26 protein-coding genes are annotated in these 21,607 nt (G+C 63.7%); 19 read left to right on the top strand and 7 right to left on the bottom strand.

Annotation, left to right across the window (positions count from 1 at the left end):
• Positions 1–48: 48 nt before the first annotated feature.
• The 3 genes from D3D01_RS00575 to D3D01_RS00570 all read left to right on the top strand — a co-directional run bounded on the left by D3D01_RS00575 (position 49) and on the right by D3D01_RS00570 (position 1,895).
• The gene (locus D3D01_RS00575) at positions 49–1,224 is read left to right on the top strand and encodes a Xaa-Pro peptidase family protein (protein WP_101349697.1); all 1,176 of its coding nucleotides are present in this window, start codon (positions 49–51) and stop codon (positions 1,222–1,224) included.
• 246 nt (positions 1,225–1,470) lie between these two features.
• Positions 1,471–1,641 (top strand): hypothetical protein, encoded by a 171-nt coding sequence (locus tag D3D01_RS23910; protein ID WP_198560224.1) that lies wholly within the window; start codon positions 1,471–1,473, stop codon positions 1,639–1,641.
• A gap of 44 nt (positions 1,642–1,685) precedes the next feature.
• A complete protein-coding gene (locus tag D3D01_RS00570; RefSeq protein WP_004593281.1) occupies positions 1,686–1,895 on the top strand; it encodes a ribbon-helix-helix domain-containing protein in 210 nt (69 codons plus the stop codon).
• An 8-nt stretch (positions 1,896–1,903) separates the two neighbouring features.
• Here D3D01_RS00570 and D3D01_RS00565 read toward each other — a convergent pair whose 3' ends face one another.
• Both D3D01_RS00565 and D3D01_RS00560 read right to left on the bottom strand, forming a co-directional pair.
• The gene (locus D3D01_RS00565; protein WP_101349698.1) at positions 1,904–2,314 is read right to left on the bottom strand and encodes a hypothetical protein; all 411 of its coding nucleotides are present in this window, start codon (positions 2,312–2,314) and stop codon (positions 1,904–1,906) included.
• A gap of 47 nt (positions 2,315–2,361) precedes the next feature.
• The gene (locus tag D3D01_RS00560) at positions 2,362–3,036 is read right to left on the bottom strand and encodes a hypothetical protein (RefSeq protein ID WP_101351413.1); all 675 of its coding nucleotides are present in this window, start codon (positions 3,034–3,036) and stop codon (positions 2,362–2,364) included.
• A 127-nt stretch (positions 3,037–3,163) separates the two neighbouring features.
• Between D3D01_RS00560 and D3D01_RS00555 the strand changes: the two genes are divergently transcribed.
• Positions 3,164–3,850, top strand: coding sequence for a VOC family protein (locus D3D01_RS00555; protein WP_121511306.1), 687 nt, complete (start codon positions 3,164–3,166; stop codon positions 3,848–3,850).
• A 147-nt stretch (positions 3,851–3,997) separates the two neighbouring features.
• Positions 3,998–4,276, top strand: coding sequence for a hypothetical protein (locus tag D3D01_RS00550; RefSeq protein WP_121510896.1), 279 nt, complete (start codon positions 3,998–4,000; stop codon positions 4,274–4,276).
• A 119-nt stretch (positions 4,277–4,395) separates the two neighbouring features.
• Here D3D01_RS00550 and D3D01_RS00545 read toward each other — a convergent pair whose 3' ends face one another.
• Entirely contained in the window at positions 4,396–4,698 is a 303-nt protein-coding gene (locus tag D3D01_RS00545) for a DUF5779 family protein (RefSeq protein WP_101349701.1), read from the bottom strand.
• Positions 4,699–4,832: 134 nt separating this feature from the next.
• Between D3D01_RS00545 and D3D01_RS00540 the strand changes: the two genes are divergently transcribed.
• The 12 genes from D3D01_RS00540 (at position 4,833) to pfkB (ending at position 16,956) form a co-directional block, all read left to right on the top strand.
• Positions 4,833–6,077, top strand: coding sequence for a LeuA family protein (locus D3D01_RS00540; RefSeq protein ID WP_014039970.1), 1,245 nt, complete (start codon positions 4,833–4,835; stop codon positions 6,075–6,077).
• A 345-nt stretch (positions 6,078–6,422) separates the two neighbouring features.
• Positions 6,423–8,180: a biosynthetic-type acetolactate synthase large subunit gene (gene ilvB / locus D3D01_RS00535; RefSeq protein WP_121510895.1), complete on the top strand. Its 1,758-nt coding sequence runs from the start codon at positions 6,423–6,425 to the stop codon at positions 8,178–8,180.
• A 14-nt stretch (positions 8,181–8,194) separates the two neighbouring features.
• Positions 8,195–8,782, top strand: coding sequence for an acetolactate synthase small subunit (ilvN, locus tag D3D01_RS00530; RefSeq protein ID WP_101349704.1), 588 nt, complete (start codon positions 8,195–8,197; stop codon positions 8,780–8,782).
• Complete coding sequence (ilvC, locus tag D3D01_RS00525; RefSeq protein WP_121510894.1) at positions 8,775–9,806, top strand: ketol-acid reductoisomerase; 1,032 nt, start codon at positions 8,775–8,777, stop codon at positions 9,804–9,806. The genes ilvN and ilvC overlap by 8 nt, the downstream gene beginning before the upstream one ends.
• Positions 9,799–10,065: a hypothetical protein gene (locus tag D3D01_RS00520; RefSeq protein ID WP_101349706.1), complete on the top strand. Its 267-nt coding sequence runs from the start codon at positions 9,799–9,801 to the stop codon at positions 10,063–10,065. The genes ilvC and D3D01_RS00520 overlap by 8 nt, the downstream gene beginning before the upstream one ends.
• On the top strand, positions 10,062–11,483 hold the full coding sequence (gene leuC / locus D3D01_RS00515; RefSeq protein WP_121510893.1) for a 3-isopropylmalate dehydratase large subunit: 1,422 nt from the start codon (positions 10,062–10,064) through the stop codon (positions 11,481–11,483). Before D3D01_RS00520 ends, leuC begins: the two co-directional genes overlap by 4 nt.
• The gene (leuD, locus tag D3D01_RS00510) at positions 11,480–12,124 is read left to right on the top strand and encodes a 3-isopropylmalate dehydratase small subunit (RefSeq protein ID WP_121510892.1); all 645 of its coding nucleotides are present in this window, start codon (positions 11,480–11,482) and stop codon (positions 12,122–12,124) included. Before leuC ends, leuD begins: the two co-directional genes overlap by 4 nt.
• A gap of 110 nt (positions 12,125–12,234) precedes the next feature.
• Positions 12,235–12,975: a DUF6293 family protein gene (locus D3D01_RS00505; RefSeq protein ID WP_121510891.1), complete on the top strand. Its 741-nt coding sequence runs from the start codon at positions 12,235–12,237 to the stop codon at positions 12,973–12,975.
• Between the two features lie 93 nt (positions 12,976–13,068).
• Positions 13,069–13,830 (top strand): response regulator, encoded by a 762-nt coding sequence (locus D3D01_RS00500; RefSeq protein WP_121510890.1) that lies wholly within the window; start codon positions 13,069–13,071, stop codon positions 13,828–13,830.
• A gap of 387 nt (positions 13,831–14,217) precedes the next feature.
• Complete coding sequence (locus D3D01_RS00495) at positions 14,218–15,201, top strand: isocitrate/isopropylmalate dehydrogenase family protein (protein WP_121511305.1); 984 nt, start codon at positions 14,218–14,220, stop codon at positions 15,199–15,201.
• Between the two features lie 88 nt (positions 15,202–15,289).
• Entirely contained in the window at positions 15,290–16,051 is a 762-nt protein-coding gene (gene glpR / locus D3D01_RS00490; RefSeq protein ID WP_101349712.1) for an HTH-type transcriptional regulator GlpR, read from the top strand.
• Positions 16,048–16,956, top strand: a complete 909-nt coding sequence (gene pfkB, locus D3D01_RS00485) for a 1-phosphofructokinase (protein ID WP_121510889.1) — start codon at positions 16,048–16,050, stop codon at positions 16,954–16,956. Before glpR ends, pfkB begins: the two co-directional genes overlap by 4 nt.
• Positions 16,957–16,996: 40 nt before the next feature.
• Here pfkB and D3D01_RS00480 read toward each other — a convergent pair whose 3' ends face one another.
• Together D3D01_RS00480 and D3D01_RS00475 are read right to left on the bottom strand one after the other, a co-directional pair.
• On the bottom strand, positions 16,997–18,124 hold the full coding sequence (locus D3D01_RS00480; protein WP_121510888.1) for a hypothetical protein: 1,128 nt from the start codon (positions 18,122–18,124) through the stop codon (positions 16,997–16,999).
• A gap of 3 nt (positions 18,125–18,127) precedes the next feature.
• Entirely contained in the window at positions 18,128–18,910 is a 783-nt protein-coding gene (locus D3D01_RS00475) for a class I fructose-bisphosphate aldolase (protein WP_053968421.1), read from the bottom strand.
• A 119-nt stretch (positions 18,911–19,029) separates the two neighbouring features.
• Between D3D01_RS00475 and D3D01_RS23905 the strand changes: the two genes are divergently transcribed.
• Positions 19,030–19,173: a hypothetical protein gene (locus D3D01_RS23905; RefSeq protein ID WP_170083691.1), complete on the top strand. Its 144-nt coding sequence runs from the start codon at positions 19,030–19,032 to the stop codon at positions 19,171–19,173.
• Here the strand turns inward: D3D01_RS23905 and D3D01_RS00470 are convergent.
• Positions 19,170–19,619, bottom strand: a complete 450-nt coding sequence (locus D3D01_RS00470) for a DUF5799 family protein (protein ID WP_101349716.1) — start codon at positions 19,617–19,619, stop codon at positions 19,170–19,172. The genes D3D01_RS23905 and D3D01_RS00470 overlap by 4 nt on opposite strands.
• Positions 19,620–19,796: 177 nt before the next feature.
• Between D3D01_RS00470 and D3D01_RS00465 the strand changes: the two genes are divergently transcribed.
• On the top strand, positions 19,797–21,080 hold the full coding sequence (locus D3D01_RS00465) for an FIST signal transduction protein (protein ID WP_121510887.1): 1,284 nt from the start codon (positions 19,797–19,799) through the stop codon (positions 21,078–21,080).
• Between the two features lie 47 nt (positions 21,081–21,127).
• Here the strand turns inward: D3D01_RS00465 and D3D01_RS00460 are convergent, their stop codons facing one another.
• On the bottom strand, positions 21,128–21,523 hold the full coding sequence (locus tag D3D01_RS00460) for an OsmC family protein (RefSeq protein WP_121510886.1): 396 nt from the start codon (positions 21,521–21,523) through the stop codon (positions 21,128–21,130).
• Positions 21,524–21,607 lie beyond the last annotated feature (84 nt).

Raw genomic sequence — 21,607 nt, 5'->3', positions numbered from 1 at the left:
AGCGGCGCAGTGGGAGACGTATATGGGGATGGGGGCCAATCTGACACTATGGAACCTGCTCTCTCAGCACTGGACGCATATCTCGACGACGCCGGCGTCGATGGCTACCTTCTCGATGCGGATTCCGAGGTGTCAGACCAGTACTATCTCTCGGGCTTTGACGCGCCGGACCCGTTCATCACGCTGTACGACGGTGAGACACGCCTTCTCTTCCCACGGAGTCTGGAGTTCGGCCGAGCCAAGCGCGAGTCGCGGGCCGAGACTGTCGAACGGTATGTCGACTTCGACCACCAGCAGAAAGTCGAGGAGTACGGCCCGGACGAAGCGGTCTCGCACGTCCTCGCGGACTTCCTCGCGGCTTACGACGTCGAGAGCGTGGCCGTGCCGCCGCGGTTCCCCCTTCGGACCGCGGACGGCCTGCGCGCACGCGGCGTCGACGTGACGGCCGACACTGACGGCATCGTCACGGAGATCAGAGCGACGAAGACAGAGACGGAAGTCGACCACATCCGGACGGCACAGCGGGCAAACGAAGCGGCGATGGCGGCGGCCGAGTCGCTGCTTGACGCGTCGGACATTGCGGAAGATGACACGCTCGAAGTCGACGGCGAGACGCTGACGAGCGAGCGGGTGAAAGAGGAGATCGAGGTGACGCTGCTCCGCAACGGCTGCTCGCTGGACGAAACAATCGTCGCCTGTGGCGCGGACGCTGCGGACCCTCACGACCGCGGGAGCGGGCCGCTCCTCGCTCACGAGCCGATTATCATCGACATCTTCCCACAGGACAAGATGACGAAGTACCACGCCGACATGACGCGGACGTTCGTCAAAGGCGAGCCAAGCGAGACGGTGCGTGAGTGGTACGACCTCACTGAACGCGCGGTGGACGCTGCGTTCGACGCGCTGGAACCCGGCGCGACCGGCGCAGACGTACACGACGCTGTCTGTGACGTGTACGAGGACGCCGGCGAGCCGACGTTGCGTGACGACGACCGAACGGAGACTGGGTTCATCCACAGCACGGGCCACGGCGTCGGGCTGGATGTCCACGAGCTTCCACGGCTGGCACCGAACGGGGGGGAGCTCGAACCCGGGCACATCGTCACCATTGAACCTGGCCTCTATGATCCCGACGTGGGTGGTGTGAGAATCGAGGACATCGCCGTCGTCACCCCCGACGGATACGAAAACCTGACTGAGTACGAGATTCAGTTCGTCGTCTGAAGCAGTCGAACAGACGCGAGAGGCACGGTAGCAGTTGTAATCTGGCTACTGGCCAACGCTGTGTTACCTATTACCAAAACACTTGTTACCATGAGACAGTATTTTCCACACCTACATCATGAACATTTATGATGGATGGGGCAAAAGGTGGTGGTACCCAATGCTTGTATCCGACGTACGCCCCGCACGCGACCCACACACTGCACTGCCCACGAACCACAGACGCCGGCCGACACCACCCCCAGGATGACAACACGAATCACGACCCCTCGAAACGACGACTCGTACCCGACAACCACGCTGCCATTCGACAGCGCGGACGACCAGTCCCGGTCCCGCCATGCGCCGAAGATGTTCTCGCCGACCAATCACGCGACGATGGGCCAGTTCGACACTGAGGCGACGGACCCGCGCTGAACTGGGACATAACGCATATCCCGACGGCCCGCCTCCGTCCCGATATGGCTGACTACACCACAGTATCCATCCCGAAGGACCTCGCGGAGCGCGTCGAAGAGACTATCGAAGGGACGAGTTTCTCCAGTACGTCCGACCTCGTTCGGTTCCTGCTCCGGAGTATCGTCGTCGAACACCAGCGGGAAGGAGAACTGACCGAAGCACAGTTTCAGGATATCACCGACCAGTTGCGGGACCTAGGCTATCTGGAGTAGTCGGGCCGCTACTGCGGATACTTCTCGGGCGGTTCGACGTCGAGAACCGTAATCTCCTGTGCCTGCCCGGCTCTGTCAAAGGCCCCGAAGGCGTCGATATCCCACGGCGGGATGCCGACGAAGACCACCTCGTGGAGGTCGTCGGTCTTGCTGACTCCCATGTAGCCGTCGGGATGGGAGACGAACCGGCCCTGCGTCTGGCCGGCCGGCGTCCCCAGATCAACGCCGAACACCGCCTTCACGGAGGCCCCGGCTGAGGGGAGGTAGAAGTCAGTAAATACCGGTGTTTCGTCCGGTAGGTCCGCATCGGGAAGGTCCCCTGCAGGTGTGACGGCCAGCGAAATCGTCACGTCGTCAGGTTCGGCCTCGCTGGCGAGCCGTAACAGCGTCTCGACGAGTCCGCGTGTGACGTAGACCACGCCATTCTTTCGCACGGCCCGGGTAAAACGGCGTCGCTTGCCCCGGTTCAGCCGAGCACGAGCGACTTGAGGTTCTTCGCGTACAGCCCCGGCGTCCGGCCGCGAGACCCACGAAGTGCGTAGGCGATGGCCTCAGCGGCGTCCTCCATCACGCCCTCTCCGTGTCCGACTAGTACTCGCTCGGGGTCGAGGCGGCTGAGCTTCTTCGGCGGGAACAGGCGCAACATCGGGTGGACGCCGAGCCGCTCGTCGCCGGCGAGGAAGTAGTCCGCCGCCCCGACCGCTTCGGGGACGACTAACGTGTCGTCTGCATCGCCATACAGCGCGGCTTCTTGCCAGAACGTGTTATCGATTATCTTGTGGACGCCGTAGTCCGTGTCCGGCAGTTGTCGATGCATGCGTTCGACCGGCGCGTCGATATCCTCTTCGACGCCAGACATCCAGTCGGGGATGTACACTGATACGTCGTGTCGGTTTGCAACGGCGGCGCTGTCACGTTTGTGCCGATCCAGCAGAATGACGACGCCGGCAACCGCGCCGAACTCAGCGAATAGCTCGTCGATACCGTCGACGTCTATCGGGTCGACGACGAACACACCGGCTTCCGTTTCGAGAACGTGACTCGCCCGGACCATCATTTCGTCGGGATACGGAATGTAGCTCACGCCGCGCTCCCAGCGGTTCGTCTCTAGCCACTCCGTTGCCTCGCCCTGGCCTTTCATTGGCATACGCTTCCGTACGAGCCTGAGGTGAATAAATGGTCGAGAACGGGAAACACGCGTGCTGGGGTTGTTTCGCCCCCGAAACGGGTCCACAGCGGCTTTGTCGGTGGCGGTCGAAGCGCCGATTATGCTCTCATCGCCCGCCTGGCTCACGCTAGAAGTGAAGTATCCGGACCGTGCCACAGCGTTCTACGAGGCCTTTCTGGAGCTCGACATCGTTTCAGAGGGCCCAGATGAAGCCGTACTCGCGGCCGGCGATACCGAGCTTAGACTCCGTGCACCGGGAACAGTGCCGCGCGGTGGGCTCCACACGCACTACGCACTGACAATCCCCGAGCGGGAGTACGACGACTGGTACGACCGGCTGGACGAGCGCTTCGACCTGGTCGAACACACCTTCGGCGACGCGCGCTCGCTGTACTTCTACGACCCGGAGGGCAACTGCGTCGAACTCGGGGAGCGTGCGATCGACGGCACTGGCGTCACGGGCCTGTTCGAACTCGTCCTTGAAGCCGAGGAGCTGTCCTCGGCGGTGGAGTTCTACACCACGCTCGGGTTCGAGGTGGTCGACGACGGCCGTGACGAGGGCCGGGTCAGACTCTCGACTGGCGAACTCGATCTGGAACTGTGGTCGCCGCGGCTGGGCATCGCCGACGCCCGCGGCGGCGTCCACGTCGACTTCGGCGTTGTCGCTGACGACCCGAAATCGACGGCCAGGGAGGCCGCCGACGACGCGCTTGCGGTCACGTCGGTCGATGACGGCGTCCGAATCCGGGACCCGGACGGCCACTACCTGACGCTGGTGTCCGCGTAGGTAGCCGCGGGTGTCGGCGCGGCCGACTAGCGGTACCGGGGGAGACACTCGCTGGACGCGAATATAATGACCTCCCCTGTACTAGTAGCCGTATAGACCCCTCATAGGCAGGTTCTTTTCCCGTCGATAGCCACCGTCTAAGTGAGGATGTCCCCAACTGACTCCCGGACCGAGCACGGTGGCCTCACAAAGGCGACACTGTTCTGTCCGGACTGTGGGCACCAGAGCAGGTACGACGGTGACTGGGTCGTGGTCGAACGGCGCGGTAGCACGCACTATCGCTGCCCGGAGTGCCACGCTCAGATTGCGACCAGACCGAGCCACACTGACTGTGGAGCGTCCCGGTTCTTCGACACCTACTGGCAAGCGTGGAACCACGGCATTCGAGCGTGGAACGGACTGTTACAGCGACTGCTCTCCCCCTGAGCGGTCGTGCTAACTGTGACCGTGTCGATCAAAATCGCTACGCTGGGTTTCGGCGAATGCCCCACAGAAACGTGTTGCCTGCGACAGGACCGCTCGGTGGGGACCGGCTGTTCTGGCGCTCAATCCAGGCGTTCGGAGTCGATGCTGACTCCCGGTGGCGTCACAATCAGGAACCCACGGAAGTGCATCAGTTCCCCACCGGCCTCCCGGACCGGGCGGGCGAACCCGGCGGCGAGTTCGTTCAGGTCGCCTTCGACGTTGAGAACCAGGACCGACCCGTTTTCGATGGTGTTGACCCACTGTTCGGACGGTTCCGACCCGTCGAGGACCCCAAGCACGACGCGGTTGCTGCCGGCCCCGTCACGGTCCTCGTCCATCTGGTCCTCCACGGCCTGCAGGTCCAGGCCCTCGAAATCACTCATAGCCACATCCATGCGCGGACGGAGCAAAAATCCTCCCCACCTGTCTGACGCGCGGCAGTCGCGCTGGCTGCAATACCCGGCTTGCGGCTGTGTGCCGTGTCGACGTGCCACCGCCTTATGAACAAGTATAAATAGTGGAAGCATCCAGTTACGGGTGCTTATGTCCAACAACGAGGGCACGTCGGAATCTCCGGCGGATCGAGTTCTTCCAGGGCACACTGGATTCCACGTCTGAGATTACAGACGCACGGATTTTCGACACCACGCTGCGCGATGGTGAGCAGTCACCACGTACGTCGTTCAACTACGAGGACAAACGCGAGATAGCCGCGCTGCTCGACGAGATGGGCACCCACGTCATCGAGGCCGGGTTCCCCGTCAACTCCGACGCGGAGTTCGAGGCAGTGCGCGATATCGCTGAGTCCACGCGAGTGACGACCTGCGGACTGGCGCGCGTGGTCGAGAAAGACATCGAGGCGGCTCTGGATTCGGGTGTGGACATGGTCCACACCTTCGTCTCGACGTCGGATGTACAGTTGCAGGATTCCATGCACGCGACCCGTCAAGAGGCGCTCGACACTGCCGTCGACTGTGTCGAGATGATCAAAGATGCGGGCGTCGAATGCATGTTCTCGCCGATGGACGCCACGAGGACCGACGAGGACTTCCTCGTCGAAGTCATCGAGGCCACGTCCGCGGCGGGGGCGGACTGGATAAACATCCCGGACACGTGTGGGGTCGCCACGCCGCGGCGGTTCTACGACCTCATCGAAATCGTCGACGACTGCACCGACGCCTACATCGACGTGCACACGCACGACGACTTCGGGCTGGCGTCGGCCAACGCCATCTCCGGCTTCGAAGCCGGGGCCAGTCAGGCGCAGGTGTCGGTCAACGGCATCGGCGAACGCGCCGGCAACGCGGCCTACGAAGAGGTCGTGATGGCGCTTGAGTCGTTGTACGACGTCGACACCGGAATCGACACCACCCGCATCACGGAGCTGTCGCGGATCGTTGAGGAGAAGTCCGACATCGGGGTGCCGGCGAACAAGCCCGTCGTCGGGCGCAACGCCTTCTCCCACGAGAGCGGCATCCACGCCGCCGGTGTCATCGAGAACTCCGACACGTTCGAGCCGGGCGTCATGACCCCCGAGATGGTCGGGGCCACGCGCGAACTCGTGCTCGGCAAGCACACCGGGGCCCACTCGGTTCGGGAGCGGCTCGTCGACGCGGGCTACGACCCGACCGAGGCGGAGGTCAGAGAAGTGACCCGCCGCGTCAAAGAGTACGGCGCGGAGGAACAGGTCACCATGTCGGTGCTCGAACGGTTCGCCGAGGAGATCGGCGTGACCGAGGAGAGCGAGGAGGTCCGGGCGTAGGCCGATGACCTCGCTTCCGGCCGTCACTACGAGTGACCAGCCACCGGTGAGTACCCGGTTTCGAGCGGCTGCCCGCCAACAGCTATCACAGAACGTTTATTATTCGGGACGAACTGCATTCGGGTGTGATGACCGCGGCTGCTGGACAACAGGTTCGAACCCCCGCCAGCACCGCGACCGCTATTTTCGACGTGCGTATTGTAGGGGCACTATAGCCCCTCTCTTCACCTTTTCACCCCCGGCCGAATCGATTCGTCATACCACCACAGAGTCATCAGTCATGCACGCAGCACACACATCACCGCGGTATCGACCCCGAACACGAACAGACGGAGGGCTAACACGATGAGCGAACGCGCATCCGTCCCCAAGGAAGAGGACGACACGGAGCCAGAAACCGAACCGGAACCGGTCACAACGGGCGCACAATCGGTCATCCGTGCGCTTGAAAACGCCGGGACAGACTACGTCTTCGGCGTTCAGGGCGGCGCGATCATGCCCGTCTACGACGCGCTGTACGACTCAGACATCAACCACGTCACGATGGCCCACGAACAGGGGGCCTCACACGCGGCAGACGCGTACGGCATCGTCACCGGCGACCCCGGCGTCTGTTTCGCCACGTCCGGGCCCGGCGCGACGAACCTCGTGACCGGCATCGCCGACGCCAACATGGATTCGGACCCGGTCATCGCACTGACCGGCCAGGTCCCGACGGAGTTCGTCGGCAACGACGCCTTCCAGGAGACGGACACGGTCGGCATCACCCAGCCCATCACGAAGGAGAGCTACTTCGCCGCCGACTCCGATACAGTCGGCGACGATGTCAGCGAAGCGTTTGCGCTTGCCGATGCCGGCCGGCAGGGACCGACGCTGGTCGACCTTCCGAAGGACGTGACCCAGGGCGAGACCGAGGTCGAACCCGGTGTCCCCGAGACCCCGGACACATACGACGTGCCCGAGGAAGCCGACGACGAAAACGTTCAGGAAGCCGCAGAGGCACTGGCCGCTGCCGACCGCCCGGTCATCCTCTCGGGCGGCGGCGTCATCAAGGCGAACGCGTCGAGCGCGCTCCGGGAGTTCGCCACGGAGTACGAGATTCCGGTCATCACGACGATGCCCGGTATCGGCTCCTTCCCTGAAGACCACGAGCTCTCGCTCGAATGGGCCGGGATGCACGGCACCGGCTACGCCAACATGGCGATTAGCAACACCGACTGCATGCTGGCTATCGGGACGCGCTTCGACGACCGCCTGACCGGGGGCGTCGACTCCTTCGCCCCCGACGCGGAGGTCATCCACGTCGACATCGACCCCGCCGAAATCAGCAAAAACGTCTACGCTGACTACCCACTCATCGGGGACGCCCGGAACGTGCTGCGGCAACTGTTCGACGCGATGCCGCGCGCACCGGACGCCGACGAGTGGCGCGACCAGTGCCAGACCTGGAAAGACGAGTACCCGATGGAGTACGACACGCCCGACGACGAGCCGTTGAAGCCGCAGTACGTCGTCGAGCGCTTCTCGGACGTGACACCTGACGACACCATCGTCTGTACCGGCGTCGGCCAGCACCAGATGTGGGCCTCCCAGTTCTGGGAGTACACCGAACCCCGCACGTGGGTGTCTTCGCATGGTCTCGGGACGATGGGGTACGGCGTGCCCGCCGCTATCGGCGCGAAACTCGCCGCCCCGGACCAGGAGGTCGTCTGCTTCGACGGCGACGGCTCGTTCCTGATGACCGTCCAGGGCCTTTCCGTCGCCGTTCGAGAGCAATTGGACATCACCTACGTCGTCCTCAACAATGAGGCGGTCGGGATGGTCCGGCAGTGGCAGGACGGTTTCTACGAGGGCCGCCGGATGGCCTCGGAGTACCCGTGGATTCCGCAGTTCGACAAGCTCGCTGAGGCCTTCGGCGCACGCGGGTTCACGCTCGAATCCTACGAGAACGTCGAGGAGACGATACAGGAAGCACGCGACTACGACGGCCCGAGCGTCATCGACGCCCACATCGACCCCGGGGAGAACGTCTTCCCGATGGTCCCCAGCGGCGGTGACAACGGCCTGTTCGCGCTCAACGAAGACCATCTGGACATGATCTAACAATGACTGGAGGAATGCCAGGCCCCGCGCCGGACGAACGGATGCGCCCGAAGGGCCGACGCAACACGCAGGGAATCCGCGTCGACCCCGAGGCCGAAGTGACACACGAACCGCGCCAGGCGGTGCTGTCCGCGCTGGTCAAACACCGACCGGGTGTGCTGTCGGAGGTGTCGGCGCTGTTCAGCCGGCGGCAGTTCAACATCGAAAGTCTCACCGTCGGGCCAACAGTCGACGAGGACACAGCCCGGATGACGATCCTCATCGAGGAGCCGGACCCGGGGATCGACCAGGCGAAAAAGCAACTGCGGAAGCTCGTTCCCGTCATCTCGGTCAGGGAACTCGAAGGCGAGGCCGTCCGCCGGGAGCTCGCGCTGGTGAAAGTCAGCGGCGAGAAGCCCGACGACGTCAACGCCGTCGCCGACATGTACAACGGGCAGGCCGTCGACGCGTCGACCGACTCTGTCACCGTCGAAATCACGGGCAGCAAGCAGAAAATCGACGCCGCCATCGAGGCGTTCAAGCAGTTCGATGTGCAGGAGATTGTGCGAACCGGGGCCGCCGCACTGGAACGCGGCCCGAAAACACTAGAGAAAGATGTCTGACGAACTTACCACAACAGTCTACTACGACGAGGACGCTGACGTATCGACTATCGACGACGAAACCGTAGCCGTGCTGGGCTACGGCTCACAGGGACACGCCCACGCGCTGAACCTCCACGAGTCCGGCGTCGACGTGATTGTCGGCCTCCGCGAGGACTCGTCGTCGTGGGCCGACGCCGAGGACGCTGGCCTCCGCGTCGAGACGCCCGACGTGGCCGCCGGCGAGGCGGACCGCGTCGTGATGCTCGTCCCCGACACGATTCAGCCGGCCGTGTACGAAGCCATCGAGCACGAACTCGACGCCGGCGACACGCTCCAGTTCGCCCACGGCTTCAACATCCACTACGGCCAGATCGAACCGCCGGAGGACGTGGACGTGACGATGGTCGCGCCCAAATCGCCGGGCCACCTCGTGCGCCGGACCTACGAGCGCGGCGAGGGGACGCCCGGTCTCATCGCGGTCTATCAGGACGCGACCGGCAACGCCAAGGAAGAGTCGCTGGCCTACGCGAAGGGCATCGGCTGCACCCGCGCCGGCGTCATCGAGACCTCCTTCCAGGAAGAGGTCGAGACGGACCTCTTCGGCGAGCAGGCCGTCCTCTGTGGCGGCGTCACCGAGATGGTCAAGGCCGGCTTCGAGACGCTGGTCGACGCCGGCTACGCCCCGGAGATGGCCTACTTCGAGTGTCTGAACGAACTCAAGCTCATTGTCGACCTGATGTACGAGGGCGGCCACATGGGCATGTGGAACTCCGTCTCCGACACCGCCGAGTACGGTGGGTTGACCCGCGGCGAGGAAGTCATCGACCGCGATGGCATGGAGAAGATTCTCGAAGAGGTCCAGAACGGCGAGTTCGCCCGCGAGTGGATCAACGAGAATCAGGCCAACCGACCCGCCTACAAGCAGTATCGCGACGCAGAACAGAACCACCAGATCGAAGCCGTCGGCGAGAACCTGCGCGAACTGTTCGCGTGGGGCGAGGACGCCGACGCAGAGAAGACAGAAGCTCCAGCAGATGACTAACGAACGCACGGATACGACGGACGGCGAACAGAGCGAATCGCGCACAACGATGGGCAGCATCGAGCACACCCACCCCGAGACGAACGGGACCTTCGGCGCGGTGTTCCGCCGCGGCCCGGTTGTGGCTGCCGACGGCGGCGAACGCGATGCGGAGGAGGAGACTGACGAGACGATGGAAGACATCGACCACGAAGCTCCCGACGAGGGTGTCACCCGCGCGTACGAGCGCGGAACTGAAGGACGGGACGAGACAGTATGAGTTCGGGAACGCTGTACGACAAGGTATGGGACCAGCACAAGGTCACAACCCTGCCGAACGGTCAGGACCAACTGTTCGTCGGGCTGCACCTCATTCATGAGGTCACCAGCCCGCAGGCCTTTGGTATGCTCAAAGAGCGCGGCCTCGAAGTCGCGCGCCCGGACCTGACCCACGCGACAGTTGACCACATCGTCCCAACCGCGAACCAGGACCGGCCCTACAGCGACGACGCGGCCGAGACGATGATGGCCGAACTCGAAGAGAACGTCCGCGACGCCGGTATCCAGTTTTCCGACCCGACGACGGGCGATCAGGGGATCGTCCACGTCATCGGCCCGGAGCAGGGCATCACCCAGCCCGGCAAGACCATCGTCTGTGGCGACAGCCACACCTCCACCCACGGCGCGTTCGGCGCGCTCGCCTTTGGTATCGGGACCAGCCAGATTCGGGACGTGCTGGCCACCCAGACCATCGCGATGGAGAAACAGAAGGTCCGAAAGATCGAGGTCACCGGCGAACTCGACGAGGGCGTCGAGGCCAAGGACATCATCCTCGAAATCATCCGCCGGCTCGGCACCGAGGGTGGCGTCGGCTACGTCTACGAGTACGCCGGCGAGACCATCGAGAACCTCGACATGGAGGGGCGGATGTCCATCTGTAACATGTCCATCGAGGGCGGCGCTCGCGCGGGCTACGTCAACCCCGACGAGACCACCTACGAGTGGCTGGAGCAGACGGACTACTTCCAGGAGCACCCCGAGAAGTTCGAGGAACTCAAGCCGTACTGGGAGTCCATCCGCTCGGACGACGACGCCGAATACGACGACGTCGTCGAAATCGACGCCAGCGAACTGGACCCGGTCGTCACCTGGGGAACCACACCCGGCCAGGGCATCGGCATCGACGACCCGATTCCGGAACCCGAGTCGCTGGCCGACGACAAGGTCGACACCGCCCGCCGCGCTCAGGAGCACATGCGCGTCGAGCCCGGCGAGACCATGGAAGGCTACGACATTGACGTGGCCTTCCTCGGCTCCTGTACGAACGCTCGACTCCCCGACCTGCGACGCGCGGCTCGCATCGTCAAGGGCCGAGAAGTCGCCGACGACGTGCGCGCGTTCGTCGTCCCCGGCAGCCAGCGCGTCCAGCGCGCCGCCGAGGAAGAAGGGCTCAAGGACATCTTTGAGAAGGCCGGCTTCGAGTGGCGAAACGCCGGCTGTTCGATGTGCCTGGGCATGAACGAGGACCAACTGGAGGGCGACGAGGCCTGTGCCTCTTCCTCCAACCGGAACTTCGTCGGTCGGCAGGGCAGCAAGGACGGCCGCACGGTCCTGATGAACCCCCGGATGGTGGCCGCCGCGGCCATCACTGGCGAGGTCTCTGACGTGCGCGAACTGAAGGAGGTGAATTTAGCGTGAGCGACCCCACTGAGGACATCCCATCGGTCGATTACGTCGAGGGTTCCGGCATCCCAATCCGCGGGAACGACATCGACACGGACCAGATCATCCCCGCGCGGTTCATGAAGGTCGTCACCTTCGACGGGCTGGGCGAGTTCGCCTTCTTCGACCTGCGGTTCGACGACGAAGACAACGAGAAGGACCACCCGTTCAACGAGGAGCGGTTCCAGGACTCGAACGTGATGGTCGTCAACAACAACTTCGGCTGTGGCTCCTCGCGCGAACACGCGCCCCAGGCCCTGATGCGTTGGGGCATCGATGCCATCATCGGCGAGGGCTTCGCAGAGATTTTCGCCGGGAACTGTCTCGCGCTCGGCATCCCGACGGTCACCGCCGACCACGAGACCATCAACGCGCTCCAGCAGTGGGTTGATGACAACCCCGACGGCGAGATTGAGGTTGACGTGCGAGCGGAGACTGTCACCTACGGCGACAACGAGATCGACGTCAGCGTTGACCGCGCCCAGCGCGAGGCTCTCGTCGAGGGCAACTGGGACACGACGGCGCTGATGAAGGCCAACAAGAACGCCATCGAAGAGACGGCCTCACAGTTGCCGTATCTCGACCAGACGCGGTCAGATATCGAAGCGGACGACTGAGCGACGCCCGCTATTTTGGATTTCGGACGATACCGCCGTAGCGGTCGTCCAGTGATCTTCTGTCCCGGAGATGGCAAGACCAATAGCTGTGCGGGGCGCGTTCTTCCCGCATGGACCAGATTCGGGAGATACACATCGCGCCGCTGGGACACGAACGCGACCGGGTCACCGAGCCGATTCACCAGCACAACGCTGACGACGTATACCTCCTCACGGCGACGCCGGAGCTGTCACGGTTGACACCGTATCAGCAAGCACTTATCGAAGAACTGGACGCCGACGGTGTCAGCGTCGAACTACGACAAACAGATTTACACGACCTGTATGATGTGCTGGCCGAGGTCACGACACTGACCGCCGACCATCCCGAGGACATCGTACGCGTCAACGTCTCTACAGGACCCAAGGTGGCAGCTATCGGGAGCGCAATCGCATGTATGGCCACAGCGGCGACGGCCTACTACGTCCACCCAGAAGAACACGTCCCACCGATTTCAGCGAAGCCTCTCACACGCGGGATGGACCGCGCGGAGGTCCTCCCCTCGTACCCCATCGAAGCCATTTCCCGTGACCAGGTCGCAGTGCTGGACTATCTCACGCGGACAAATACAGACAAGTACACGGCAAAGAAATCGGACCTCATCGGGTTCGCTGAGGACGCCCGGCTTTCGTTCATCGACGATGCGGATCCGGCAAACGAGAAAGCGAAGTTCGCGCTGTTGAACGCCAACGTCGTCGACCCGCTGGTCGAAGACGGCTACATTGAGGTAAACGATGTCGGCCGGACGAAGCAGGTGGAACTGACCGAGACCGGAGAGAACGTCCTCCACGCGTTCCGACACAAGCTCTGAGCTTCTGTTGTCTCGATTGTCATTGCATCTAAGATACAACCCAACGCTTTCGTGGTTTCACACGATACCTGCATACAGTTGGGAGACGCCCGCATGGACCACTTCTCGATAGATAACATCAGGGTACTCCACGTTGACGACGATTCCGGCTTCGCCGATATCGTCTCGGAGTTCCTCGAACGGGAAGACGACGCGTTCTCCGTTGAGACCGCAACGAGCGTTGATGATGCGCTGACAGTGCTTCAGGACGCCCGGGTCGATTGCGTCGTCAGTGACTACGATATGCCGCAAAAGGACGGGCTGGACTTTCTCGAACTGGTCAGAGACGACTATCCCGGACTCCCGTTTCTCCTGTTTACCGGCAAGGGCTCGGAAGAAATCGCAAGCCGAGCGATTTCGGCCGGGGTCACCGATTACCTCCAGAAGGGGACCGGGACAGAGCAGTACACCGTGCTGGCAAACCGGGTCAGGAACGCGGTCCGGAGCAGTCGAGCCGAAACCGCGGTGCGGCGCACGGAAGACAGATACCACAATCTCGTCGACACTGCGCCGATCCCGATCCTCCTCTTTGATCATAACTGGGAAGCTCTGTACGCTAACGAGGCGGCCGTCGCATTTCTCGATACGGATTCCTTCACCGAGATTGCTGGGAAGAAGGCGAGCGACTTTCTCCACCCCGACGACCGGGAGGCGGCTAGAAAGCGGTTCCAGCGGCTGATGCGTGAGGACATCTCGGTTCCGGAACGGGAGTACCGCGTGGTGACCGTCGAAGGAGAGACGAAGACAGCGACAGTTGCCACCGCACCCGGCTACTACCGCGGTGAGAAGGTCGCGCAGGCGATGCTGTACCGATAGCTGGCGGGCGGTTGCGAGGACCGTATTCGTAGATGACTCTGGTAGTCTGTCTCAGTCCATGGCGTACACCAGTAGCACAGATTGTATTGTTAGTATACATAGTATCAACTGTGTTCGTAGTATTGAGATAGAACATACATAGCCACCATCGCTACGAACAGTTGCGCACGGGTCGCCAGCGATCACCCCTGATTCGCTTCGGCCCTCCACACGCTCACGTCGTCCGCTGGTCACCCGTGCCATTCCCCTGAGCGTGTCCACTGTCTGTCGTTTTCTTCGCTGCCGCGCCGATAGCGCGAACCGATCACTCGCATGTGGTGCACCGGCGGTTCGCGGGAGACGGTCGGAACCGAACCACTTTCACCGGGCGGCTACGTCCCTCCCGCCATGACACACGAGATAGCCGTTATTCCCGGCGATGGAATCGGACAGGAGGTCACACCCGCTGCGGTGGAAGTGCTGGAGGCCATCGATACCGTCGACTTCGACTTTGTTGAGGGCGAGGCCGGCGACGCAGTGAAGGAAGCAACCGGCGAGGCGCTCCCGCAGGAGACGCGTGACTTGGCGGCTGACGCCGACGCGACGCTGTTCGGCGCGGCCGGCGAGACGGCGGCCGACGTAATCTTGCCGCTCCGGCAGGTTGTCGGCTCGTTCGCCAACGTCCGCCCAGCCCGTTCGTATCCTGGCCTAGACGCCGTCCAGCCCGACACCGACATCGTGTTCATCCGGGAGAACACCGAGGGCGTCTACAAGGGCATCGAGAGCGAAATCGCCGATGGCGTCACCACCTGCACGCGGGTCATCACCGAGGACGCATCCGAGAAAATCGCCGAGTACGGCTTCAGCTACGCGAAGCAAAACGACTACGACGATGTGACTATCGCCCACAAGGCCAACGTCATGCGCACCACCGACGGCCTGTTCCTCGATGCGGCCTCGGCGGTCGGCGACGACCGGGGGGCGTCCTACGACACCGCGCTGATGGACGCGCTGGCGATGCACCTCGTGATGAGCCCTCAGGACTACGGCGTCGTCATCTGTCCGAACCTCGCCGGCGACATGCTGTCGGACCTTGCTGCGGGCCTCGTCGGCGGCCTCGGCCTGCTGCCGTCGGCCAACATCGGCGAGGAGAACGCGCTGTTCGAGCCGGTTCACGGCTCCGCGCCCGATATCGCTGGTGAGGGCATCGCTAACCCGTCAGCGATGATTCTCTCCGCAGCGATGTTGCTCGACCACCTCGGCTACGACGAACAGGGCGATGCAGTCCGAACGGCTGTCGAGTCCGTGCTCGACTCAGGCCCTCGAACGCCGGATCTGGGCGGCGACGCGTCTACTGCGGACGTAACCGCCGCGGTTATCGACGAACTGTAAGCAGTTTTCTCGCGTTCTATCTGGGCAGAAACAAGCACGGTCCAATAGAAAGAGGTAAAACCGAAGCGAAACAATCACGCCCGAAAGAATGCTCCCGGCCGAGCGAAAGCGCACTATTGTCCAGTTGGTGACAGAGCGAGACGGCTGTTCAGTGTCGGAGCTGGCCGCGGAACTGGAGTTCTCGAAGGCGACGATACGCCGCGACCTCCGGGATTTGGAATCCGAAGGCCGGATCGAGCGATCCCACGGCGGCGCGGTACCGGCGTCCTCTGTCGGCACCGAACGACCCTACGGCCAGCGTGAGGTCGACCACTACGCCGAGAAACAAGCGATTGCGGAGCGAGCCGCGCAGGAGGTCCGGGAGGGACAGGTCGTCTGTTTCGACGCGGGTTCGACGACAATGGAAGTGGCCCGTGCGGTTCCGGACAGTGATTATGTCGCGGCGACGAACATGCCGGACCTCGCGACAGAACTGGCCGAACGGGACGTTGACGCCAAACTCACCGGTGGCAGTCTGCGGCCCCGAACCCGCGCGCTCGTCGGCCCGACGGCCGAGCGCGCCATCGAGCGGATGAACTTCGACCTGCTGTTCCTGGGGACCAACGCCCTCGACAGCGCCGCCGGGCTGTCGACGCCAAACGAGGACGAGGCGGCCGTCAAGGAACTGATGGTCGAACGCGCCCGCAGGGTCGTGCTGGTCGCCGACGCGTCGAAGTTCGGCGACCGGAGCTTCGTCAGTTTCGCCGACCTGGACCAGGTCGATTTGCTCGTCACCGACGCCAGCCCGTCGGGGGCACTCGCCACAGCGCTCGCAGACGCCGACGTGCCCGTTGAGGAGGTCAGCACATGATTGTCACCGTCACCTACAACCCTGCAGTCGACCAGACAGTCCAGTTCGAGGAACAGATGGCCCCCGACCGCGTCATGCGGGCCGACAGCGCGCAGTTTGACGCGGGCGGGAAGGGTATCAACGCCGCGCAACTGCTCACCGCGATGGACCGGCCCTGCGTCGCGACGGGACTGCTGGGCGGGTTCACCGGCTCGTTCATCCGGGAGACGCTGCAGGGCGACGGCGTCGAGACGGCCTTCGTCGACGTAGACGGGATAACCCGGCTCAACACCACCGCCATCGCGGCCGCGGAGGAGTACAAACTGAACCAGGCCGGGCCGACCGTCGAGGAGGCTGTCGCCGACTCGCTGCTCGAACGGGTGCGAGCGCAGTCTCCCGACCGCGTGCTCGTCGGTGGGAGCCTGCCGCCGGGGCTGTCCCCCGAGGCCATCGACCGCATCGCGGCCGGCGGCGACTGGGAGACCGTCGTCGACACCGGCGGCGACGTGCTCCGGGCCCTCGACGCCCAGTACGGGCTCTGCAAGCCCAACCGCGCCGAACTCGGCGACGCGACCGGGGCCGACGTGTCCACCGTCGAGGGGTGTGCGGGCGCGGCGGACACGTTCCGTGAGCGGGGCTTCGACCACGTGCTGGCCTCACTCGGCCCGGACGGCGCGGTCCTCGTCGGCGACGCGGGCCGTCTGTACGCCGAGGCGCTCGACGTCGACGTCGTCGACACCGTCGGGGCCGGCGACGCGCTCCTCTCGGGCGTCCTGAGCGCCTGGGAGGCCGGCGCGGACGACGAGACGGCGCTCCGGACCGGCGTGGCCGTCTCCGCGCAGGTCGTCCAGCGGGCCGGGACGGCCGTCCCCGACCTAGCGGATATCGACTCGCTCCGAGACGGTGTGACGGTACGGCGGCTCTAAGACGGGGCTTCGCGCAGAAATAGAACTCCAAGCGGGGCGCTCAGAACTTCTCAAGGTAGTCGTCGACGAACGCGCGCACGTCGGCCAGCGACGGCTGGTCCGCAGTCCGAACGAAGTAGCCGGCGACGGCGTTGCCGACGACGACGGCGGCGGCGGACGGGAGGCCGGCGATGCGGGCGAGCCCCAGGCCGGCGTTGAAGTGGTCGCCGGAGCTGGTCGTCAGTTCCGGGTCAGAGACGGCGGGGACGGCCACGCTGTCGGTGCCCTCAGCGGTGACGACGACCGAGCGCTCGACGCCGTGGCCGACGAACCAGGTCGGTGCGAGTGCCTCGAACACTGCCTCGGCGTCCTCGGCGAACGAGCGCTCCCCTTCCCCTGCGTAGGCGTCGGCGAGCACGCCCGTCTCGGCGCGGTTCGAGGTGACCACCACGTCGGTCACCTCGTTCAGTCGGCTGATGGCCTCGCGGCCGGCCCGCAGGCGGTCGGCGTCGAGTTTGCGCACGTCGCCGGGGTCGACCAGCACCGTCCCTGGCGGGTCGTCGATGTCGCCCCAGAGGTCGCGCAGGCCGTCGAAGACCGTCGGCAGGTCCGGCGTCTCCGACCAGTAGCCGGTCCCTAACAGGCTCGCGCCCTCCAGCGTCTCGGTCAGTCGGTCATGGCCGAAGGCCGCGTCGAGTTCAGCCCAGTCCAGCGACATCGTGTCGCCGATTTCGGTGAGCATGAGCTTCCCGTCGTCGAACTCAACGGCGTCGGTGACGCCGGGCTCGCCCAGTGAATGGAGCTCGTAGTCGCCGAACTCCGTCTCGAAGGCGTCGTGGACCGGCTCGCCGTACATCCCGACCATCACCGGATCGAACGACCAGCCGCCGAAGGCCCGCGCGAGGTGGCTGGTGTGGCCGCCGGTCCGACTGTCTTGCTGGAGCCACTCGAAGGAAAGCGAGCTGTCGGCGGCGACGGAGCGGTCGATGCGGTCGCCAAAGCCTTCCAGCGTGGCGAGGCGCTCGTGGCTCTCGGGGTCGATGCGGTCGGCGACGACCTCCCGGACGCGGTCGAGGTAGCCGTCGAAGCCAAAGACGACCCGGCCGGTGTCGATAGTGTCGGGGAGCGCGTCGCTGTCAGGCAACGCCTCGTCCGCCGCGGCGACGGCTCGGCGCGTCTCCTCGTCCATGGCCTACAGGACGTCGTCGGCGGTCGCGTCCTCAAAGATGACGCCTTCGAGCTTGTCGAGGATGTCGTAAGGGTCGTCGCGCTGCCAGACGTTGCGGCCGACGGCGAGGCCAGCGACGCCGACATCCATGCAGTCCTCGACGAGTTCGAGGAAGTCGCGGTCGGAAGTCTTCGACCCGCCGGAGAGCAGGACGCGGTTGTCCGCCGCCGAGCGGACGGCGTGGGCCATCGCCTCCTTGTCGCGGGGGTATTTCACCTTCGTGAAGTCAGCGCCCAGTTCCAGCCCGATGCGGGCCGCGTAGGCGATGGTCGAGGGGCTGCGGTGCTCCTTGATGGCCTGTCCGCGCGGGTACGACCACATGGCGATGGGCAGGTCGTGGTCGCGGGCGTTTTCCTGGACCGGGCGGAAGTCCTCGAACATATCCGTCTCGCGGTTGACGCCGGGATAGATGGTGTAACCGATGGCGTCGGCACCAAGTTCGGCCGCGTAGTCGACTGACCAGTTCTGTGGCGAGTACGGGTCACCCATCCAGAGGTCCGAGCCGCCGTTGAGCTTCGCAAGGAGGTTCACGTCGTCCTCGTAGCTCGGGTAGTACGTCTCGGCGAGGCCTTTCCCGACGGCCAGCGCCGTCACGGCGTCGTGGGTCGCCATCTCGAACACCTCACGCGGGTCGAGGCGCTCCTCGACGCCGCTGAACTGCTTGGGACCGTGTTCCAGTCCGTGGTCGTGGGCCAGCACGAGCGTCTTGTCGTTCCGTACAAGCGGTGAGTCACCCAGTGGTCGCATGTGTCGTGTTTCTACCGAGAACGACCATTAACCGTTTTCGGTTCTGATTTGTTACTACTGTTCGCGTTTGTTTTTGATTGTGGGCGGGAATTAAGTGTGTTCCACTGAAAGGTTCAGATATGCCATCCGTGGAACTGGATGCCGAGACAGTGGAGCGCCTCGATGACCTTCGCGTCGAGGACGAGTCGTACGACGACATCGTGACGGAACTTATCAACATCTACGAGGCCGAGGAGCTAACACTGTTTCACAGCGGCGACTAACCCTGTGCCTGCTCGCAGACAGACTTCCAGCGCCCGTTCGACTCCAGTTTCTCCTGTAGTTGCTCAGCGTACGCCTGTGCGAGCCGGGCCGCCTCTTCTTTCTGTTGCTTGTCCCCGCCACCGGACCCGCCCAGTCCAAGCGCGTCCTTGACGCCAGAGAGGAGGCCGCCGCCCGAATTCCCGGACTGGTCGCCCCCGGGACCGGCCATCGGTCCCTGGTTGGCGACCCGTTCCATCTCCGGCATGACGCTGGAGAGTTTCGACGTATCGGCGACGATCCGAGCGGCGTCCGGGTCCTCCGGGTTCTCGATCTCGAACTCGACGGCAGTCATCACCAGCCCCCACTGCTGGCTGGAGAACGACGACGCTTTGACCTGTTCGTTGAACTGCTGGTCGACCGCCATCCGTTCGCCGGCGATACGGTCGGTCCAGTCTGAGTCACTCATGGACTGGTGTTTGCGGGCCGACGGTATGAGCGTTTCCCGCTCCGTGCAGTGATCTACGAGAGGGCGTACCGCTTCCGGCGCGACTGCCGGGGGCTTCGAGTGAGACCCCTGCTCCGCACTGTTATTTTCAAAACAGTTCCAATATGTTAAGTTAGCCCACGATATACTTGCATTTCAATGACTACTGAGTTTGGGACAGGGCAGGCGACGGGAGACTCGGGCGATGCCGCAGCGATGGACGCCATACGGGATGCCATGGCCGATATATCGGCCAGCGAACCGGATTTCTGTCAGATTTTCTGCTCTCCGACGTACGATTACGAGGCGGTGCTGTGGGGTGCTCGGAGTGTTGTCGGTTCGGACACCGAAATCGTGGGCTGTTCGTCCTCCGGAGAGTTCACTGAATCCGGTTCGGGGAACGGAACTGTCACAGTCGGTGTCGTCTCGTCGGACTCGATGCGGTTCTTTTCCAGCCTGTCGACCGAACTGAGCGCTGACCCCGAACGCTGTCTATTCGAAGCCGTCCATGACCTCCCTGCGAGCGAGGACGCCACTGTCGAGGGGTATCCGCATCGGACGGTCATCAATCTCCACGACGGCATGGCCGGAATCGGAAACAAAGTCACTCGGCTCACCGAGCAGTACCTCGACGACGAGGAGACGCCGGTTGTCGGCGGGTCTGCAGGTGACGACCTCCAGTTACAGCAGACCCACGCCTTCCGGAACGACCGCGTCGAGACGGACGCCGTCGTCCTCGCGCTCATTGCCTCAGAGGACCCGCTTCCAGTGACAGTCAACCACGGCCACGAACCGATCTCCGAGGCGATGACGGTAACCCGAGCAGAGGGCAGTACCGTGTACGAACTCGACGGCAGGCCCGCGTTCGAGGCCTGGCGGGACGCGATTCGGGAAGATGCGATGGAGACGTACGATATTGATGTTGACGAGCTGGAAGCAGGGTCCGAGGACCTCGTCATGTTGCTTGGCCGCTACGAACTCGGTATCGAATCGGAACCGGATGCCGACGCTGACGGACTCGCTTCACGAATCAAGACCTTCATCGAGAGCAAACTCATCTCGACGACGGGATACAACATCCGATGGCCGGGCCATACAACCGATACCGATGGGCCGCTGGATTTCGCCGTCGCTGTCTCCGAGGGGACGGAAGTGCGGGTGACACATAGCAACAAATCCGACCAGGTGTATGCGGTCCGGAACGCCGCCACCAACGCCGCCAATGAACTCCGCGGTGGAAATGTCGCGGGCGGATTCGTCTACGATTGCGCCTGCCGGGCGATGATTCTCGGCGACGACTTCGACGACGCCGTCGAGACGATTCACAGCGCTATCGACGCGCCCTTCGCCGGCTTCGAAACCTACGGCGAAGTCTGCTCGGCCGACCAGGACTACACCGGCTATCACAACACGTCCTCGGTTATCCTGCTGTTCCCGGAGTAACGACGACGGGGCTGCTACCAGCGAAAATAACCCCGGCCCTTGCCCGCTCAGACGCCGGACTCGATAGTGATTTCAGCGTGTAGCTCGTCCTGCAGCGCCGAGTGGACGTGGCAGATGTCCTCGGCGAGTTCAACGATGTCCTGTTCCTCGTCCGCGAGTGACTCCTCGACCTCGACATGGAAGTCGATATACTCTAGGTCGTCATCCTCGTCGAGACCTGCGGCGACTTCGACGTCGACGCTGCCGATGTCTTCGTGGCCGTACTTGTCGGCGGCGACGCGCAGCGCCGGGATGTAACAGGAGGCGTAATCGGCGGCCAGAACCTCGTTCGGCGACGGGCCGTTCTCGCTCAGCGCGTCGACGATGAGCTCCCACTCGCCGTTGATGATACTTTCTACCGTGTATCCTTCCTCACAGGTACTCTCGACTTCAATATCTGCCATAGCATTTCTGTGGACACAGCCCTCCCCCTAAACGTTTCCTGCATGGCATTTCTGGCCGCGAGGTACTGCCGAAAGGTAATACAC

Source organism: Haloarcula sp. Atlit-7R, assembly GCF_003666065.1.
Taxonomy (GTDB): domain Archaea; phylum Halobacteriota; class Halobacteria; order Halobacteriales; family Haloarculaceae; genus Haloarcula; species Haloarcula taiwanensis.
This window is presented reverse-complemented; position numbering and strand designations above follow the sequence as displayed.

Excerpts from the sequence above, each read along its gene's own strand:
- D3D01_RS23910 (WP_198560224.1), top strand. The coding sequence starts at position 1,471 with ATGACAACACGAATCACGACCCCTCGAAACGACGACTCGTACCCGACA.
- D3D01_RS00575 (WP_101349697.1), top strand. The coding sequence starts at position 49 with ATGGAACCTGCTCTCTCAGCACTGGACGCATATCTCGACGACGCCGGC.
- D3D01_RS00460 (WP_121510886.1), bottom strand. The coding sequence starts at position 21,523 with ATGGCAGATATTGAAGTCGAGAGTACCTGTGAGGAAGGATACACGGTA.
- glpR (WP_101349712.1), top strand. The coding sequence starts at position 15,290 with ATGCTCCCGGCCGAGCGAAAGCGCACTATTGTCCAGTTGGTGACAGAG.
- D3D01_RS00555 (WP_121511306.1), top strand. The coding sequence starts at position 3,164 with ATGCTCTCATCGCCCGCCTGGCTCACGCTAGAAGTGAAGTATCCGGAC.
- D3D01_RS00560 (WP_101351413.1), bottom strand. The coding sequence starts at position 3,036 with ATGAAAGGCCAGGGCGAGGCAACGGAGTGGCTAGAGACGAACCGCTGG.
- D3D01_RS00495 (WP_121511305.1), top strand. The coding sequence starts at position 14,218 with ATGACACACGAGATAGCCGTTATTCCCGGCGATGGAATCGGACAGGAG.
- D3D01_RS00570 (WP_004593281.1), top strand. The coding sequence starts at position 1,686 with ATGGCTGACTACACCACAGTATCCATCCCGAAGGACCTCGCGGAGCGC.
- D3D01_RS00505 (WP_121510891.1), top strand. The coding sequence starts at position 12,235 with ATGGACCAGATTCGGGAGATACACATCGCGCCGCTGGGACACGAACGC.
- D3D01_RS00470 (WP_101349716.1), bottom strand. The coding sequence starts at position 19,619 with ATGAGTGACTCAGACTGGACCGACCGTATCGCCGGCGAACGGATGGCG.
- D3D01_RS23905 (WP_170083691.1), top strand. The coding sequence starts at position 19,030 with ATGCCATCCGTGGAACTGGATGCCGAGACAGTGGAGCGCCTCGATGAC.
- D3D01_RS00465 (WP_121510887.1), top strand. The coding sequence starts at position 19,797 with ATGACTACTGAGTTTGGGACAGGGCAGGCGACGGGAGACTCGGGCGAT.
- leuC (WP_121510893.1), top strand. The coding sequence starts at position 10,062 with ATGAGTTCGGGAACGCTGTACGACAAGGTATGGGACCAGCACAAGGTC.
- D3D01_RS00500 (WP_121510890.1), top strand. The coding sequence starts at position 13,069 with ATGGACCACTTCTCGATAGATAACATCAGGGTACTCCACGTTGACGAC.
- D3D01_RS00520 (WP_101349706.1), top strand. The coding sequence starts at position 9,799 with ATGACTAACGAACGCACGGATACGACGGACGGCGAACAGAGCGAATCG.
- pfkB (WP_121510889.1), top strand. The coding sequence starts at position 16,048 with ATGATTGTCACCGTCACCTACAACCCTGCAGTCGACCAGACAGTCCAG.
- D3D01_RS00550 (WP_121510896.1), top strand. The coding sequence starts at position 3,998 with ATGTCCCCAACTGACTCCCGGACCGAGCACGGTGGCCTCACAAAGGCG.
- D3D01_RS00545 (WP_101349701.1), bottom strand. The coding sequence starts at position 4,698 with ATGAGTGATTTCGAGGGCCTGGACCTGCAGGCCGTGGAGGACCAGATG.
- D3D01_RS00475 (WP_053968421.1), bottom strand. The coding sequence starts at position 18,910 with ATGCGACCACTGGGTGACTCACCGCTTGTACGGAACGACAAGACGCTC.
- ilvN (WP_101349704.1), top strand. The coding sequence starts at position 8,195 with ATGCCAGGCCCCGCGCCGGACGAACGGATGCGCCCGAAGGGCCGACGC.
- ilvB (WP_121510895.1), top strand. The coding sequence starts at position 6,423 with ATGAGCGAACGCGCATCCGTCCCCAAGGAAGAGGACGACACGGAGCCA.
- D3D01_RS00480 (WP_121510888.1), bottom strand. The coding sequence starts at position 18,124 with ATGGACGAGGAGACGCGCCGAGCCGTCGCCGCGGCGGACGAGGCGTTG.
- ilvC (WP_121510894.1), top strand. The coding sequence starts at position 8,775 with ATGTCTGACGAACTTACCACAACAGTCTACTACGACGAGGACGCTGAC.